The organism is Desulfovibrio sp. OH1186_COT-070, assembly GCF_003860215.1.
Lineage (GTDB): Bacteria > Desulfobacterota > Desulfovibrionia > Desulfovibrionales > Desulfovibrionaceae > Desulfovibrio.
Genome location: NZ_RQYH01000043.1, coordinates 1 through 16472, shown reverse-complemented (window position 1 = coordinate 16472; position 16472 = coordinate 1). Strand labels below are relative to the sequence as shown.

At 54.7% G+C, this 16472-nt stretch carries 8 protein-coding genes, 2 pseudogenes and 1 CRISPR repeat array; of the genes and pseudogenes, 8 read left to right on the top strand and 2 right to left on the bottom strand.

Annotated elements, in window-relative coordinates; genetic code table 11:
• Nucleotides 1–169 (top strand): annotated as a pseudogene (locus EII23_RS10875) (integrase core domain-containing protein); the annotation flags it as partial.
• 3 nt (nucleotides 170–172) lie between these two features.
• Here the strand turns inward: EII23_RS10875 and EII23_RS10870 are convergent.
• Together EII23_RS10870 and EII23_RS10865 are read right to left on the bottom strand one after the other, a co-directional pair.
• The gene (locus EII23_RS10870; protein ID WP_148091253.1) at nucleotides 173–1249 is read right to left on the bottom strand and encodes a hypothetical protein; all 1077 of its coding nucleotides are present in this window, start codon (nucleotides 1247–1249) and stop codon (nucleotides 173–175) included.
• Between the two features lie 135 nt (nucleotides 1250–1384).
• Nucleotides 1385–4771, bottom strand: coding sequence for a hypothetical protein (locus tag EII23_RS10865; RefSeq protein WP_124793392.1), 3387 nt, complete (start codon nucleotides 4769–4771; stop codon nucleotides 1385–1387).
• A gap of 111 nt (nucleotides 4772–4882) precedes the next feature.
• Between EII23_RS10865 and EII23_RS10860 the strand changes: the two are divergent.
• The 7 genes and pseudogenes from EII23_RS10860 to cas1f all read left to right on the top strand — a co-directional run.
• Nucleotides 4883–5343, top strand: a pseudogene (locus EII23_RS10860) (transposase); the annotation flags it as partial.
• 146 nt (nucleotides 5344–5489) lie between these two features.
• On the top strand, nucleotides 5490–8633 hold the full coding sequence (gene cas3f, locus EII23_RS10855; protein ID WP_124793391.1) for a type I-F CRISPR-associated helicase Cas3f: 3144 nt from the start codon (nucleotides 5490–5492) through the stop codon (nucleotides 8631–8633).
• A 33-nt stretch (nucleotides 8634–8666) separates the two neighbouring features.
• Nucleotides 8667–9812 (top strand): hypothetical protein, encoded by a 1146-nt coding sequence (locus EII23_RS10850; protein ID WP_260424695.1) that lies wholly within the window; start codon nucleotides 8667–8669, stop codon nucleotides 9810–9812.
• Nucleotides 9809–10621 carry a type I-F CRISPR-associated protein Csy2 gene (locus tag EII23_RS10845; RefSeq protein ID WP_124793389.1) on the top strand — a complete coding sequence of 271 codons (813 nt, stop codon included), beginning with the start codon at nucleotides 9809–9811 and terminating at the stop codon, nucleotides 10619–10621. The genes EII23_RS10850 and EII23_RS10845 overlap by 4 nt, the downstream gene beginning before the upstream one ends.
• Nucleotides 10622–10650: 29 nt before the next feature.
• A complete protein-coding gene (csy3, locus tag EII23_RS10840) occupies nucleotides 10651–11712 on the top strand; it encodes a type I-F CRISPR-associated protein Csy3 (RefSeq protein WP_124793388.1) in 1062 nt (353 codons plus the stop codon).
• 2 nt (nucleotides 11713–11714) lie between these two features.
• On the top strand, nucleotides 11715–12296 hold the full coding sequence (locus tag EII23_RS10835; protein WP_124793387.1) for a type I-F CRISPR-associated endoribonuclease Cas6/Csy4: 582 nt from the start codon (nucleotides 11715–11717) through the stop codon (nucleotides 12294–12296).
• Between the two features lie 6 nt (nucleotides 12297–12302).
• Nucleotides 12303–13256, top strand: a complete 954-nt coding sequence (cas1f, locus tag EII23_RS10830; RefSeq protein WP_124793386.1) for a type I-F CRISPR-associated endonuclease Cas1f — start codon at nucleotides 12303–12305, stop codon at nucleotides 13254–13256.
• Nucleotides 13257–13353: 97 nt separating this feature from the next.
• Nucleotides 13354–16382: direct repeats of the CRISPR family, unit length 28 nt; unit sequence GTTATCCGCCGCGTAGGCGGTTTAGAAG.
• Nucleotides 16383–16472 lie beyond the last annotated feature (90 nt).

Sequence of the window (16472 nt, the reverse complement as noted above, 5' to 3'; positions counted from 1 at the left end):
GCCGAACGCTATAACCGAACCGTGCGGTATGACTGGCTGAATCAGTATCTCTTTGAGTCATTGGATACAGGAGTTTGCCACAGCCTGGCTCTGGACCTGTAACAACGAACGGCCCAGCATGGGCACCGGTGGCATCACCCCGGCCATGAAACTGAAACGGTCGGCATAGGCTCTACTTTTGAAGCCTGCCACAAATGGGGAGATTACACCAGATACAGTTCACAAGGCCCATGTTGATGCGCTCCAGGGTTTCCAGGCGGCGGGCATCCCTGTCCAGGGCGTCCAGCTCCGCCAGGTCTTCCGGCGTCAGGCGGCCTTCATCGTTGAGACGTTGCAATTCCATAGTAAGGCTTGCATCCCCGGTATTTTCTCCGGCTGACTGCCCGTGTAACCAACTGCTGTCTCCATCCGTAGCTTCCTTCGTCGCAACGGCTGGAGCATCGTTGAGACGTTGCAGCTCGAAATCCACAGAATTTTCCTTGACATCAGGTGTATTTTCAGCCAAGGTCATGTCACCGGACAGGTTTTTTTCCCTGTCAGGAATTTGCTCCTGTGGACTCCGGGGGTCGCGATAGTAAGCTCCCCCGGCAGTATCTCCACCTTGGCTTGAGAGGCCGGGCTTGGAGGATTCCGCAGGAGCTTTTTGTTTGGATAGCGGGCGTGGTTCTTCCGTAGCGAAAACAGTCACCAGCCGCCCGACATCTGTTTTTCCGCCGCCCTCACCCACAACCAGGCGACTGCCGTTTTCACGTTCCACAACCCATGTTCTGTAGCCTTTTTCATTGGTCGTTGGCTCGTACTCCCGCAAAATATCAGGAATGCGCATCACGTCTTCCCTGGTGACGCGCAGACGCTCCGGCAGGAGAGAAAGTTCTCCATGCTTGGCTATGACCTTGACCAGCCCAAAACCGTTGCGAATACCCATTGATTTGAACAGCGGGCCACCGGACGCGACGGGAATGGGATTACCGTCAACCATCACGGACGGCCCGCGCTCCACCAGCAACGGTCTTTCCCCCTCCGGCCGCAGCACCAGCAGCACTTCATCGGGAGTCAGCCTGGCAGCTTCGCCCCAGACGATTTCTTCCATGACCTGATCGTATACTTCGCCCATGCGGTGCTTTTCCAGCAAACGCCGCACGTCCACAGGGTCGTCGCTGCTGGTGGTCCGGTCCAGCAAGTCGTCCAGGAAATGCCCTATCCGCACCCGCGTCTCGCCGCCGATGCGCTGCCGCAGGCGGCGCGTCATTGGACACCACACAGCGCGAGAGCCCGGCTTCCGCAGGGCGTTCAGTACGCTCCCCGTTTGTCGTAACTCCAATCATCACGCAATGGCAGTTGGGATGGAACAGGGGAGAGTGGAACGCATTGGCGGGAGGCATGATCACCGGAACCCCCAATGCTGTGTGCCGTCGGCATCTGTTGCAAGCAGTTCAGGCCCGTTCGGCGTCTCGAACGGCCAGCTTCCGGGGCCAAAGCGCATGTATCTGCGCAAGACATGGTACTCGATTTCTTCATTGTCCGGAGGTTCCGGCTCCTTGCGCAAATCATCCCGAACGGAAGCGCAGGCCCGTGCGTACCGTTCCGTCTTTTTGAACTCCGCGAACGGCGGGTAGTTTGCGTACTGGCGGGACATCTCTGCATCCAGTTCCTTGTGGTCTTCAAAGTCTTTTCGTTGTTCCGGGGTCAGCATGGTGGATGTTCTCCTTGCCCAAAGTATAGACGCCTCATTTCTGGCATATCTGTCGCGCAGTTCCGGGGAAACTTCCTCTTCCAGAAGATCCATGACGGAATTTTCCGAAGCCCGGCGCTGTGACAGCGCAATCTCTTCTTCCGTTGCCAGAAGCACGTCAAAGACTTCCCGCGCATCTTCCGACACGCCGTGCGCTCCAAGCAGTTTGCGCACCGTGCGGTAAATCTCCGTCAGCCAGTTGCGGAACTTGTTGAATGCGGATTGCAGTTCCCATGAGGGAGCTTTGCCCTCACGGGCGTAGGCTTCAAACTCGCGGGCAAATCTTTCCTGCACGCCTGTCCAGGCGGCCACGCCTTCCGCGTTCTTCCCGTCCAGAAAGCCTTCAAAGCCATACGCAGCTTGCAGTTTGGCCCAGGCGTCGTGCACCCATTCCGGAGCGGCTTCCAGTCTGGCGGCCTCGCGCAGTTCTTCCAGCCAGAAGTGGGCCGTCTCGTGCAGGATGGTGGAGGCATCGGCCCTTTTGAACAGGCCGACGACATACCGACCGTCCGCCATTTTGCGCATGCCGCCGCGCGCTGTGCCCGCCGCCCCGCTGTAATGCGTGGGATACTGCTCCCGCAGCTTGACAAGATCGGTTTCGGTGAGTATCTTGTTTTTGCCGTTGCGTGGATGTGAACCAACCTTGGGCAATTGGAGCCCAGAAGACTTCACCCATGCACGGCTTTTTTTGTTGTTGATGTATCGAAGATTCCCACTTTCAATTTGCGACGTGAACCAAGCATTGTTAGGTCTTCCGGTTTGTATGTTGGACTTTGCATACACGCTTGGAACATAATTTACAGTATACCCACCTATCCCATTATAATTGAATGATATAGGAACAACAACAGTCGCTCCTTTCTCATCCTTCAAGTCCAGCATCATGACATAATCTCCCTTCACAGTGGAAGATTCGAAGATCATGACAGGATCGGCCATAGCCCCAGCGACCTGCTTCAGGACATTTTCAGGCAGTTTATGCTTATCGTGCAGTATTTTTTTCAGCTTTCCGTAGTCTGTGCTTACGGACAGATCTTTGTTGGCCCCAAGCAATGACAGAACGAGAGGCGTTTGCGAAAGGATGGTGACGGAACGGCGCGGCTTTAACGTCCCGGCAAGGAAATCATCCACCGTCTTTTTCCAAGCGGCCACGTCCCGCTCAAGGGCGGCTTCGGCTTGGGACTGGCCGCGATTGGCCGTCTGATAATACGTCTTCAGAATTTCAATGGCGTCTTCATCAAAGATGACCGCGCACGGGCCATCCACCCCTCCGACATATGCAATCCCCTTGATGCCGAGCGAGTTCAGATAAAGAGACGCCTCCTTGTCGCTGCCAAGTTTTTTGGCAAGCCGTTTGTATAAATCCCGTCCCGTGGAGCTTTCCTCCACCTTGAGGCCGTACAGCGCGGAATTTTCGTCTTGCAGCCCCTCACGAATTTTCTCACGGACAAACTCCGGCTGGTCCTTGAGTGCTAAATGCTCGTCCAAGAGCACGTCATCGTCAGGGACTTCCAGATCAAAAAGCTGCCCCTCCGGTGCTGGCGCTTCTTCCCATTCTACGGGCATATATCCACGGTCCATAATGCGCTGCGCTATCTCGATTCTTTCACGCAGCATTTCATTTTCTTCTGTCAGTTCCTCCTTTTCGTCTGCCATTCCGGACGCTTCGTAATCTTCAATGTCCTTGTTGTTCTGCTCAATTTGCCACTCTGCCTCCTCAACAATATCTTTGAGCCCTGTTTCTCCAAACCTTATATCCCCCTGATTGTCCCAATCGATGAAGTCATTTGCATAATCCCCTTCCGTGAAGTTGAGAATATACTCCCTGACTTCATCGTCTTCTATGGAATCAACGTCAAAGACTTCCCCGTCAACATGAAGAACGCCAACACTTTTGATTTCCGGAGAATATTCCTCATTGCCAACAAGGCGTTCCCTGTATCTTCTGTCGGTGTATCCCGCGCGAGCTTCACCACTGATACCATCTGCATCGCGCATGACATAGACTCCCCAACCGTGCACCTGCGCGCCCTCTCCGCTGCCGATATGCTCCAGGGAGAACTTGTCAAATTTGTGCGGGCTGCCGTGGTGCGCCGTCTGAAACAAAATGCGCGGGTCGCTGCCGTCCCATGTGCCACGGTTGAATACGGACTTTATCTGCTCCGGGGAGAAGACAACAAAATTGGGGGAGGCAAGCTCTTCCCATGTATCGCTGATTTCCGGGTCTTCCGCAGCCCTGATAATTATCCCGTCATGCCCGTCCTTTTCCAGCTTTTCGACAAGCAGTGCGACATTTTTCTGGATGACAGGGTCATCCCCGTCGCGCCAGTCTTCCACCCCTTCAGGCATGAGGTATGTGTCGCGAAAATCTTCGGCAGAGATTTCATAAGGATTTCTCATGTTGAGATACACCGGGTAAATCCCGGCAGCTTCCGGCGGGTCATAAAATTTGTCCAACCCTGTGAAGCCGTTCGCCACACGTTCCGACGAAAAGAAAAATCCAAGCTGCGCCGTGCTGTGCCAAGTGCTTTTACCAAGGCGCTCCCTGTCGAACGCCTCAAAGCCTGCCTTTGGCGTCCCATGATAGACAACCAGCGGATAGCCGTCATCGTCCACGACCTTGCTGGCGTTTTCCGCATCGTCTTCCCAATCGCCAAACCATCCCTTGAACTCCGATGTGTATATGGGCTCTACTTCAGGCTCAGGTTGCGGCTTCGCCTGTTTTTTTGCAGCAAAAAAGGCCGCCTCCTTCGCCTCCAGGTCGCGAAGTTCTTCGTCTGTCATGTCCCGGTACAGACGTTCACCGTATTTTTCTTTCATGCGGCGCAGCATGTCCTCGTACTCGCCTGATGTGGACTGAAATAGCGCCTCCTTGATATTCCTCATCTGTGACGCTTCAAATTCCTCATGCGTCATCAGAATTTTTTCGGTGAAAAAGTCGTTGTCGGAATCAGCGTAGCTTCTGTGCTCGCTGGCGCTGCCGCGATGCGGACAGTGGTGTCCAGGGCGCGCGCCACTGCGGCCGTCGCTACATCTCATCCCCACGCCTGTGGGGAATACTTCTAGATAGTGTCGTCAAACTATGCATACTATGATAACACCTCTTCCTGCATGACAGGAGAGGCTATGTGCGCACATTGACGACACGATATTTGTGACAGGGTTTGGGAAAATCTACAGACACATCTTCCCGGCAAAAAGGGGAGTGTTGGTCGCCCGGCCGGAGACAACAGGCTGTTTGTCAACGCGGTATTCTGGATATGACGAACGGGAGCGCCATGGCGCGATCTGCCTCCTGACCTTGGAGACTGGGAAAATACCCATCGCCGGTTTTGCCGTTGGCGTGACCGGAGTGTTTGGAAAAAACTCCTTGTGGATATGACAGCAATGAAATTATAGACCAAGTTGTTGAGTCTGGCTGTCAGCCCGTCATTCCACCCAGAAAAAATCGCAAGGAGCAGCGGGACTATGACAAAGTTCTATACCGTGTACACCATCTGGTCGAGAACGCCTTTCTTTACCTCAAGAGATGGCGCGGCATCGCTACGCGCTACGCAAAACGAAGCCCTTCCTTCCCTGCCGCCATGCAAATCAGGTGCATCTCATTGTGGGCAGTAATAATTCGACGATACTGTCTAACCAACTTGGCGGGCTACGTAATTTTTCAAATGTGCGAAACTTTCTGTATGTTATCGTCAAAACGGAGCATGCTGTCAGATCAAGGTTGGATTTCTGCATCCCATGGAGTGAATTGTAGATGCATATTGTCCTCATTTCTGAATGTACCCGGCGGTCAATTTCAAAAACACGAAAAATTTTGGATAGTTATGCGATAAGGGTGGGCGTCCGTACCTGGATGACTCCCATAACCTCGGAAGGCTTGGCAGAACTGCATGCTGCTCTGCGCAAAACAGCCACCCGCAATACGGCAGTGGCTTGTTACCAGAATGACGGTCGCCGCCGCATGCGTTTGCTGTGGGTGGTTGGTGCGCGCGGGAAGTTTGCCGCCAACGGGGCTGTCGCTGTGCACACATCGCGGTGTTCCAAGCCGCGCAATAAGGAAACTCCTGTCTGGCTTCGCTGTGTTTGCCTGTTGGCGCAAGTTGCTGCTCTGGTTCATGATCTGGGCAAGTATTCGAGACACTTTCAGCAAAAACTGCGCGCATCGCAACGTCAGCGCGATGATGTGCGTCATGAATGGATATCCGTCTGCTTGCTGCGGGAGTTGCGCCAGGGCAAAAGCTGGCAAGAGGCATGGCGCGTCTTGTGCAATCCCGAGGCGCTTGCGCGAACCATGGATCGCCCGCACAGCTACAAACGCTGTTGCGCTCCGGCAACAGCTTCAGAAGCTGTTGAATTTCTTGTCGCGAGCCACCATCGGCTGTTTGCTGGCGACAAGGGAGGTGGGCATGTGCCGTCGGTCCGTGATTCCCATGTGCGGTCAGACGCTGTTCCACAAGAATATTGTCAGCCTCACGAAGCTTTGCCCGAAGATATTTGGAAAAAGTATCAGGGGCTTGCATCCAAGCTGGAAAAACTGGCTGGCGCATGGCAGGGCGAGCGATACACATTGTTCTGGTGGGCATGCCTCATTCTGGCCCGCGCTTCGCTTATTTTTGCCGATCATACTGTTTCTGCAATGGAATACCCTGCATGCCTCAATCATGGCGCGAGCGCAGCCAATACCCGTTTTGTCGAGGGGGTACGCCAACTCAACCAGCCTTTGTCCTGGCACCTGCATACGGTCACTCATGTGGCTGCCAGCACCGCATGGCGTATGGGGCAGCTTGCACAGGGCAAGGACAGCCTTCTCGAGGGGCTGCAAGAGGCGTCTGTGGTATCAATTCTTGATCCTGCGGACGAAGCTTCACGTTTTCACTGGCAAAATCGCGCAGCTGATGCCTTGAGCCGTTGGCGGTTGGAAAATCCGGAGATCCCTTGCCTCGTGTTCAACATGGCGGGAACAGGCAGTGGCAAGACAAGAATGAACCTGCGCGCGGCCTGTATCTTGTCGCGGCAGAGCGCGCCGCGTTGCTCCATTGCGCTCAACCTGCGCAGTTTGACCTTGCAAACCGGGCGTTCCCTGCAAGATGATCTCGGCATTTTGCCTGCCGATATGGCTACTGTTATCGGCGATGGTGTCACGCAAAGCCTTTTTGATTGGAATCATCAGGCCACGGCAACAGATGACAGGGATGCTGACGAACCGGAAATCTTGTGCAGTGGAGATTCCGGCCCCTTGCCCGCGTGGATGGAAGCTTTCTGGCGCACAGATCGGGAGAGAACTGTCCTTGGCGCACCGTTGCTGGTGTCGACCATTGATTTTCTGGAGGCTGCGGGCTGCCCGCAGCGTCAAGGCCACCACGTCAAGGCGTTGCTGCGTCTTATGACAGCAGATCTGGTGTTGGACGAAATTGACAGCTACGACCCTGAAGCTTTTGTGGCAGTATTGCGGCTTGTGCAGCTTGGTGCCTTTTTCGGGCGCAACATCATCTGCTCTTCGGCCACGCTGTCCCAGGTTACGGCAGAGGCCATCCACGCGGCTTGGGTTTCGGGGCAGCATCTCCGGCAGCATCTGGCCCAGCAATCAGGCAGCACCCCGCAGTTCAGCATAGCCTTTATTGATGACTGCCTGGCCCCCAATCTGCTTGAGGCTGCTCCCGATGCTGCAACTTTTGCCCAAGCGTACACCTGCCGGATGCAGGACATGATGACCCATTTGCGGCGGTCCCCTTGCCAGCGGCGGGCTTTTTTGCAGCCTGTCGAGCCCACCACCAGCCAAGGCTTCCACAACGGGGTGCTCAAAGCTGTCCAGCGCCTGCATCAGGAAAATGCATGGGAATTCGCGCCGGACAAGCGAATATCTTTTGGGCTCGTGCGCATGGCGCACATCAATGATGCCATCGCCACCGCGCGCAGTCTGGCCGACAGCCTCTCCTGCGCCCATGTGGCCTGCTATCATGCCGGTGACTGGCGCATCAGCCGGTTCCACAAAGAGCGTCGGCTCGATTTTTTGCTGACCCGCAAGCGGGGCAATTCCCGCATATTTTCAGATAAAGAAATCCGGACTCTTGTGGCCCGCGTTGCCGATTCACAAGATGTTCTCTTTATTGTTGTGGCTACGCCAGTGGAAGAAGTTGGCCGGGACCATGATTTTGATTGGGCTGTCATTGAGCCTTCCAGTGCCCAATCCATTGTGCAGGTCGCAGGGAGAGTAAACAGACACCGCATGGTTTGCTATGACCATATTCCTGCACATAATATCGCAATCCTCCAGTATAATTTGAGGCACTGCAAAAACTGTGAGCAAGGCAATCCCGATCATCCGGCTTTTGTGAGCCCCGGCTACGAAAAAAAGGGAGCCGCCGCTGCCTATGCAAGGCACGATCTTGCCAACCTGTTGCCGTGGCAGGAAGAAACCCTTTGCATTGATGCCAGGCTGCGTCTTGGCGGCGGGAGTTGTTTTGCCAATGCCGACGACAAAGCCATCGGCGAAAGAGTGACTCCATATTTTGGTGTGGACAGGGACGGAAATGAGGGGTTATTTATTCAGACACCTGTTGATGCATTTCGTATGGCGTCCACACCCTACGAACAAACGCCATTGCGTGACAGGAGTGTTCGCAAACAGCTTTGGCGGATTCAGCCAGAAGGCAGCAGCTGGACATATTTTGAGTGGAAAACAGATTCCCAGGGTGCAGGCTGGGTGCGCAATGAGCACGAAATGAGCGCAGAAAAGGCTCCCCCCAATGCCTGGCTGTCTCTTGAGCCTTCAGAAATGGAAACTCTGTGCCATGAGGCGGGCATATCGCCAGAGGAAGGTCTGCAAGCAGAACTGACGTCTTACGACAGCGATACGTTCATCTACAATCCGGGTTTCGGCATACGGAGAAAGATTTGAATCCGCCCGCCAATGCGGACGGAAAGGAGCGCCATGAGCGAAAAATGGAAGTCATATCCTCCTGAAACATATCGGCAAGAAGCAAAGCGCCTTGTCCATTTCAACTCCAAAACCGTCAACTCCAACGCAAGTCTTGTAGGCATCAGGCTTGGGACGGATGCGGCCGTGGATCTGCCCTATATTTCGCTGCGCACACTCTTGGGAAGCGGCCTTTCCTTTCCGCTGGACTATGCGGAAGGCGGTGCGGGCAAAGCCGGAATCGTCAAGCAAATCAATTGGGTTCTTGCTGATTCTCCAGATGCCAAGGACGCGGGAGCAGAAGAAAAAGCTGCCATTATCGCCGGTATTGCGGCTGCAAATGCCTCGGGCTACAGTACTGGCACAGAGTATGTGGATCATCGCCTGCGTCAGGTGCTTGTCCCCAAAAAAGACGCACCCGAGGGCTATGTGAGTATGACCCCCATAACGGCAAGCAGCATTTGCCCGTTGTTTTTTGCCAAAGAACACGGCCTTGTGCCGCAGCATAACGAAGCGGCAAAAGCAGCAGAGGGCTCGATGCGCAAGCTGCGCCAAGCCCAGTTCGGCATCGGCGGCTCCAACCCCCAAAACATCGGCAGTCTCGTGCGGTCCATGCAGCGGCCCCTCATGGTGGCTGCGCCAGGGGTTTCCACATCCGTGCGAGATGCCTTTTCCCTGTACCATAAAGGTATGCCGCTTGACACGCATGCGCCGGGGATTTTCAGGCAGGCAGTGCAGCAGTATGCGCATTTTCGTGAAGCCATGCACAATCCACACGTTGACGATGCCGCAATCACGCTCAGAGAAAGAGAGCAGGAAGAAGCACTCATGGCCGCCATTGCCCGGGGTGTACTCGATATGGCCGCTGAAGCCCGCGAACTGTTGACCCGGCACGCTCACCTGCTGCCGGAGGAAGATATGCTCCAGGAACTTGATCCGCCCCGGTATGCTTTGGTTTCACCGCGAGTGCGGCCAGCGGAACTGCGGGGCCTGCTCGATCTCCCACTGCGCGCACGCTGCGAAAATTGGCCCCGCAGCATGGCCCGGCTGGTGGTTGCCAAAATGCTCGCGCCGCACAAAAGCAGCGGCCACAGCCTGTTCAAGCTGGATTCGTCGGCTCGCATCAGCCTTGAAGCCATGATGGAGGAGGCATTCCGATGACATCCTATCTTGTTCTGCCCCATATGCGCGTTCAGGGGGCCAACATGTATAATGCCGCCTTTCTGATGGGCGGTCCGCCCGTGCTGGCTGCATGGTTCATGGCGCATGCTCTGGGGCGCAAGATGGATATGGCAGACCATGTGCTTTCAATGGCTTTTGTGCTGCACAGCCAGACACCATTGGGGGATTCATTTTACGGCGTGTTCAATCCGCAACTGCGGCGTGGGGCTGCCTATACCTTTGGTTCATCCAGAAACGGCACGGACTACTCCTCCAAAAACAAGCAGGCGTTGTCACTCCAGCCCGTGGCCCGTGCGCATATGGAGGTATCTCTGGTTGTCGGCATCCGTGACCTTGGCGCTACAGAGGGCATAGATTCCCTGCTTGTCGGAGGCCGTCTTGCTGGCGGTACCATCACCAGCATGGCAAAGCCCTGCCTGCACCGTACTGTCCGCGAAGCCTTGGAGTATGTCCGCACCGGTTACGTGGTCAGAGATCGCCGTGACTTGCTTGAAAGGGAGGGCGTTGGCAATCGTGCGGAACAGTTTGTGGCCGCTCTCGGACATAAACCCGCCGAAAATGACGCTCTTGGCTGGCTTTCCGCCACCTGTCTCGGCTACGCTGCCACCACGCCTTTTGAAAAACGGGCTGGCGCGCGCGAAGGGTACGAACATGCCTTTGCAGAGCCACTCATAGGGCTTGTGCAATATGTGCCCATACGCCGCTGTCTTGGTGAAGATATGGCGACTCAAAGCCTGTGGCGGTCAGAGTGGACAACACCAGATGTGTTCAGAATATATCAGGATTAACGTCAACCAACAAGGAAAAGGAAAATATCATGGCAAAGACATTCAAAAAACTGCCCGGTGTCCTTTCGTTTCAGCGTTGCCTTATGGTTACTGATGCCCTTTTTTTCAATGTATTTGCCGATGGCAGCATGTCGCCCCTTGCCGTGGTACGCCACGGCATCCGTGGAACGCAAAACATCAACAAATCTGGGGAAAAAGAAAACTCCAGCGCCAAAAGCGCCACTCGGGAAGAAGTCTCCAACATCCAGACCACAGATACCGCCAAGCTTGATCCCAAGGCTGAAAAATTGCGCGTGCGTTTTGAGGTACGCTTTCTTGACCTTGCATCAGCCCTTTTTTCTTGCGCGCCGGGAAAAACAGACAGTATGGAAGACCTGATTGCCTTCAGGGAAGGGCTGACCAGCTTCATCAAGAAGGGCAAGACCAGTACGGGCCTTGCAGAACTTGCCTGCCGGTACGCACGCAATCTGGCCAACGGCCGTTTTTTGTGGCGCAACAGGGCCATTGCAGAGTCTGTGAGCGTGCGTGTGCGGAGCAGGGCTGATCTGGATGTTTGCTTTGATGCCCTGCAAGTCCCACTGAATACATTCGATTCATATTCCGATGCAGAAAAGGCTGTTGCCGGTCATATTGTCGCCGGGTTGCAGGGGCAGCGCGATGTCTCCCTGCTTGTGGAAGCGGACGTGGACTTTGGCGTGCGTGGGGCTTTGGAAGTATTTCCCTCACAAAATTATCTTGAAGACAAGGCGCGAGGTTTTGCTCGCCCCCTGTATTGTGTGGGTGAAGCGCCCAAAAGCCAGGACAAGCACAGCGTTCAGGAGCGCGGGCAGGCCGCTTTGCGAGACCAGAAAGTGGGCAACGCCCTGCGCACGATTGATACGTGGTATCCCGCCTATGCCGAGCGCGGCCTTGCAATTCCTGTAGAACCCAACGGTGCAAGCCTTGATGCGCAGTTGTTTTTCCGCAACGACAAAAATTTTTCCGGCTTTGGATACATGTTGCGGGTGGGCGATATGGATCCCGACACAGCCGAGGGTATGTTTTTGACGGCCTGCATCATTCGTGGCGGCGTCTTTTCAGAGAGTGCATAGCCATGATGCCCCGCGTGTATTTTGATATTGAGGCGGTCGTTGCTGTTGAAGACACGGGTATGAGCGCCCCTGTGTTGCGGGGGCGTATGCTGGCCTTGCTGCATCCCCTGTTTGCGGCAAAGCCGCACACCTACGCGCTGGCAATACCGGCAGGCAGGCAGGCCTTCTGCGACAAGGGCGGCGGAATGGTACGAATATTCGCCTCCGACCGGGAGGATCTGGATGCTTTGGCAGCCTCGCTTGCGCAACTGCCCTGGATGCGTGACTACGCGAGGTTGCATTACCCTGTAACAGTTTCGGAAGACTATGGGGGTGCATGGGTGGCCTTTCGGCGGTATCGGATACCGACTTTGAAAAGTGATCGCAAGACAGGTGCAGAGGCAGGGCAGTTGCGTCAGCGGCGTATATTGGGCATGCAGAAAGAAAAAATGGATTACTTTGTGGTAAACAGCAGGAGCACGGGGCAGCATTTTACGCTGGCTGTGCGGCGTGAATCGGGAACACCGCCGCAGGCGGAGTGCCTGCCAAACAGTTATGGCTTGTGCAGTGCTCATAACCTCTTTTGTGTGCCGGATTTGCCGTAGTTTGTCATGAGGAGAAAAAAGCAAGTCAACCCAAGGCCTGTAATGCTCTCCAAGCGCGCCAATGTATTTTATCTGGAGCATGTGCGCGTGATGCAGATGGACAATCGTATTGTTTACGCAACACAAGACGATGGAGAGATTGAATCTTTTTTTAATCTGCCGGAGCGCAACACGGCCTTTGTCTTGTTGGGCAAAGGGTCTTCCATAACCGATGCAGCCATGCGCCGTATGGCCGAGGCGAATGTGATGGTTGGTTTTTGCGGGTCTGGCGGGTCACCGCTTTTCGGCGCTCTGGATATGGCTTTCATGCCCCCGCAAAGCGAATACCGCCCGACAGAGTATATGCAGTCATGGATGGTCAAATGGTTGGACGATAATGAACGCATAGATATAGGAAAAAAGCTTTTGAAGGAGCGCGCAAACTATGCAGAAATACAATGGAGAAAAAACTCTGAATTGAAAAAAAATGGTATTGTTATTCCTGAAGTACTTCGCAAATCTTTTTTTGAAGATGTTGATAGCGCTGAATCAACGCAACATCTCCTGCTGGCTGAGGCGAGGTGGGCCAAAGCTCTTTATGCTATCCTTGCAAAATCATTCAACTTCACATTCAGTCGTGAAGAAGGGAAAGGGGCCGGAGCAACTCGTGGCGATGTGTGTAACGGTTTTCTCGATCATGGAAACTACATTGCATATGGCTATGCTTCGGTTGCACTGTGTGGGCTTGGAATAAGTTTTTCTTTGCCCGTACTGCACGGAAAAACTCGTAGGGGGGCATTGGTTTTTGACTTTGCGGATGTTGTGAAAGACGCCTTGGTCATGCCAACGGCCTTTGTTTGCGCTGCGGGAAAAAAGTCGCACAAAGACTTCAGGGAAGAGCTGATAGAGCATTGCCAGCAACAGGAGGTGCTGGACCATCTCTTCAGGTTCATTATTGGCCTGTGCGAAAATAGTGAATAATTTAGGATTGTTATCTGTGCTCAAAAAAAGTAAGGTATAATGGTTTCAGCAGCTTGTAATATAGTGTATATATTATATTTTTTGTGAATCTTGTCTGGTTATCCGCCGCGTAGGCGGTTTAGAAGTGGAAGCGCCGTTTTTATGTCATGAGCGTTCAGTTATCCGCCGCGTAGGCGGTTTAGAAGCTTTTATCCAAACGATTAGATAGTGTCAAGTCGTTATCCGCCGCGTAGGCGGTTTAGAAGTTGCCGCCCTTGGCGGGCTTGGGGGTGGGGGCGTTATCCGCCGCGTAGGCGGTTTAGAAGTCCACAGCCTCGGCATCCGACAAAAAAACATCGTTATCCGCCGCGTAGGCGGTTTAGAAGTCAACACATGGTTATTGGGGCAACGGCGGTAAGTTATCCGCCGCGTAGGCGGTTTAGAAGTCGCTGGCAGTATAATTTGATAGTTGTTCCGTGTTATCCGCCGCGTAGGCGGTTTAGAAGACCGCGCCGGCCGGCCCGTAGACCGTCAGCCCGTTATCCGCCGCGTAGGCGGTTTAGAAGCGCGACGATGCCAAGCGATTCATCTTGAAAGAGTTATCCGCCGCGTAGGCGGTTTAGAAGAGCATATCCGAGGGCTTTTGCGGCTTCAGCGGGTTATCCGCCGCGTAGGCGGTTTAGAAGATTCTGCAAACTACTGTCTTGTTTGCAGTACCGTTATCCGCCGCGTAGGCGGTTTAGAAGAAACAGGTGCCACAGAGATGGCACATGTGCTCGTTATCCGCCGCGTAGGCGGTTTAGAAGCAGAAAAAAATCCCCCAGAATACCCAGCCCGCGTTATCCGCCGCGTAGGCGGTTTAGAAGGTCCAGGGGCGTCTTGACCGCCCGGTCACTGTGTTATCCGCCGCGTAGGCGGTTTAGAAGCCCGAGGCCGGCCAGATTGTTCCCCGTAGCGGGTTATCCGCCGCGTAGGCGGTTTAGAAGAGTATCCCGTGACTGACGTGACACGGGCGCGCGTTATCCGCCGCGTAGGCGGTTTAGAAGATTTTCAGCCCCGGCAGGGAAAACGCCGGTGTGTTATCCGCCGCGTAGGCGGTTTAGAAGTTGATGTGCTGCGCGACGAGCTGTCCGACCGCGTTATCCGCCGCGTAGGCGGTTTAGAAGACATCGGGCACGCCGCCCTTGCCGGAAAAAAGGTTATCCGCCGCGTAGGCGGTTTAGAAGTTGATCCACTTCACGTTGTCGCCGAAGGCGCGGTTATCCGCCGCGTAGGCGGTTTAGAAGTCAACACGGCGGCGGCGGCTTCAGCGGTCGTAGTTATCCGCCGCGTAGGCGGTTTAGAAGATTGACATACCCCAACGCTTCCGCAGCTTCCTGTTATCCGCCGCGTAGGCGGTTTAGAAGGTGCAACTGGTGAAGTCGGATCCTTGTCGCGACGTTATCCGCCGCGTAGGCGGTTTAGAAGGTTCATGGCCGCCCGTAAATCTTCCTTGATGTGTTATCCGCCGCGTAGGCGGTTTAGAAGATACGACACGCCAGCAGCGCCGCCTCCACCTCGTTATCCGCCGCGTAGGCGGTTTAGAAGAGCCCCGCGGCGAGAGCGGCGAAAGCGACAACGTTATCCGCCGCGTAGGCGGTTTAGAAGAACGCGGCGGCAGCTTCGGCGGTGGTAAAATAGTTATCCGCCGCGTAGGCGGTTTAGAAGAAAATGCATACGTTGCCGAGGACTGTTAGTATGTTATCCGCCGCGTAGGCGGTTTAGAAGACCAGCGCATCACGCGCGGCCATGTAGTCCGGGTTATCCGCCGCGTAGGCGGTTTAGAAGATATCCATGCAACGCGGTGATACCCTCAACATGTTATCCGCCGCGTAGGCGGTTTAGAAGTGCGTAGTCTGGGGTATGGCCCGGATGTTATGGTTATCCGCCGCGTAGGCGGTTTAGAAGATTATAACGACATCACGGACATTGGCGACTACGTTATCCGCCGCGTAGGCGGTTTAGAAGAAAATGAGCAATCCGGCCCGCGAGGCCGGGCGGTTATCCGCCGCGTAGGCGGTTTAGAAGTGCTCGCCGCAATCCTCTGGATTGTAATTATCGTTATCCGCCGCGTAGGCGGTTTAGAAGTGACGGAGCAGGTGTGGCAATCCTCCGTCCCAGTTATCCGCCGCGTAGGCGGTTTAGAAATGCGTGCCTGCTTGGGCCAGCAAAGCGGCGTTGTTATCCGCCGCGTAGGCGGTTTAGAAGGCGTTGTGGGGGCTTTTATTTCCCCTAACATAGTTATCCGCCGCGTAGGCGGTTTAGAAGTGCTATCAACGCGCAGTACCACAGGTGACTGGGTTATCCGCCGCGTAGGCGGTTTAGAAGTTCGCCTGGCAGCCCTCGCCGCCGCCCAGAGTGTTATCCGCCGCGTAGGCGGTTTAGAAGCTCCTGGTGTCAAAATTTTGACGTTAGGGCAGGTTATCCGCCGCGTAGGCGGTTTAGAAGTCTGGCTCGTGATTGTCGGCGGATTGTTACTCGTTATCCGCCGCGTAGGCGGTTTAGAAGAGCCGCAGGATGCGGGCCGTCCCGAACACGTTGTTATCCGCCGCGTAGGCGGTTTAGAAGATTTTGCAAACTACTATCTTGTTTGCAGTACCGTTATCCGCCGCGTAGGCGGTTTAGAAGTCGTCCCACCTCGTGACGACGCCATATCTGCAGTTATCCGCCGCGTAGGCGGTTTAGAAGGCTATTTAAGCGTGTGACAGTCCTTTCATACGGTTATCCGCCGCGTAGGCGGTTTAGAAGACGCGGTAAAATGTCAGCTGCGGTGTATAGCTGTTATCCGCCGCGTAGGCGGTTTAGAAGATAGTGTCAATTTTTTGACAGTATGACATAGAGTTATCCGCCGCGTAGGCGGTTTAGAAGCGCATGTGGCGGTTTGATTTCACCAGTTTTCGGTTATCCGCCGCGTAGGCGGTTTAGAAGCGTCCATGCCTTCAGAGGCGGACTTTGCTTCCGTTATCCGCCGCGTAGGCGGTTTAGAAGCCCAGCACGGGCCAGCCCCACCAGACGGCGATGTTATCCGTCGCGTAGGCGGTTTAGAAGAGCTTGCCGTCCCCGTCCGCCAGCGGGATTTTGTTATCCGCCGCGTAGGCGGTTTAGATAGTGTCGTCAAACTATGAATAGTATGATAACACCTCTTCCTGCATGACAGGAGAAGCTATGCGCGCACATCGACGACACGATATTTGTGAC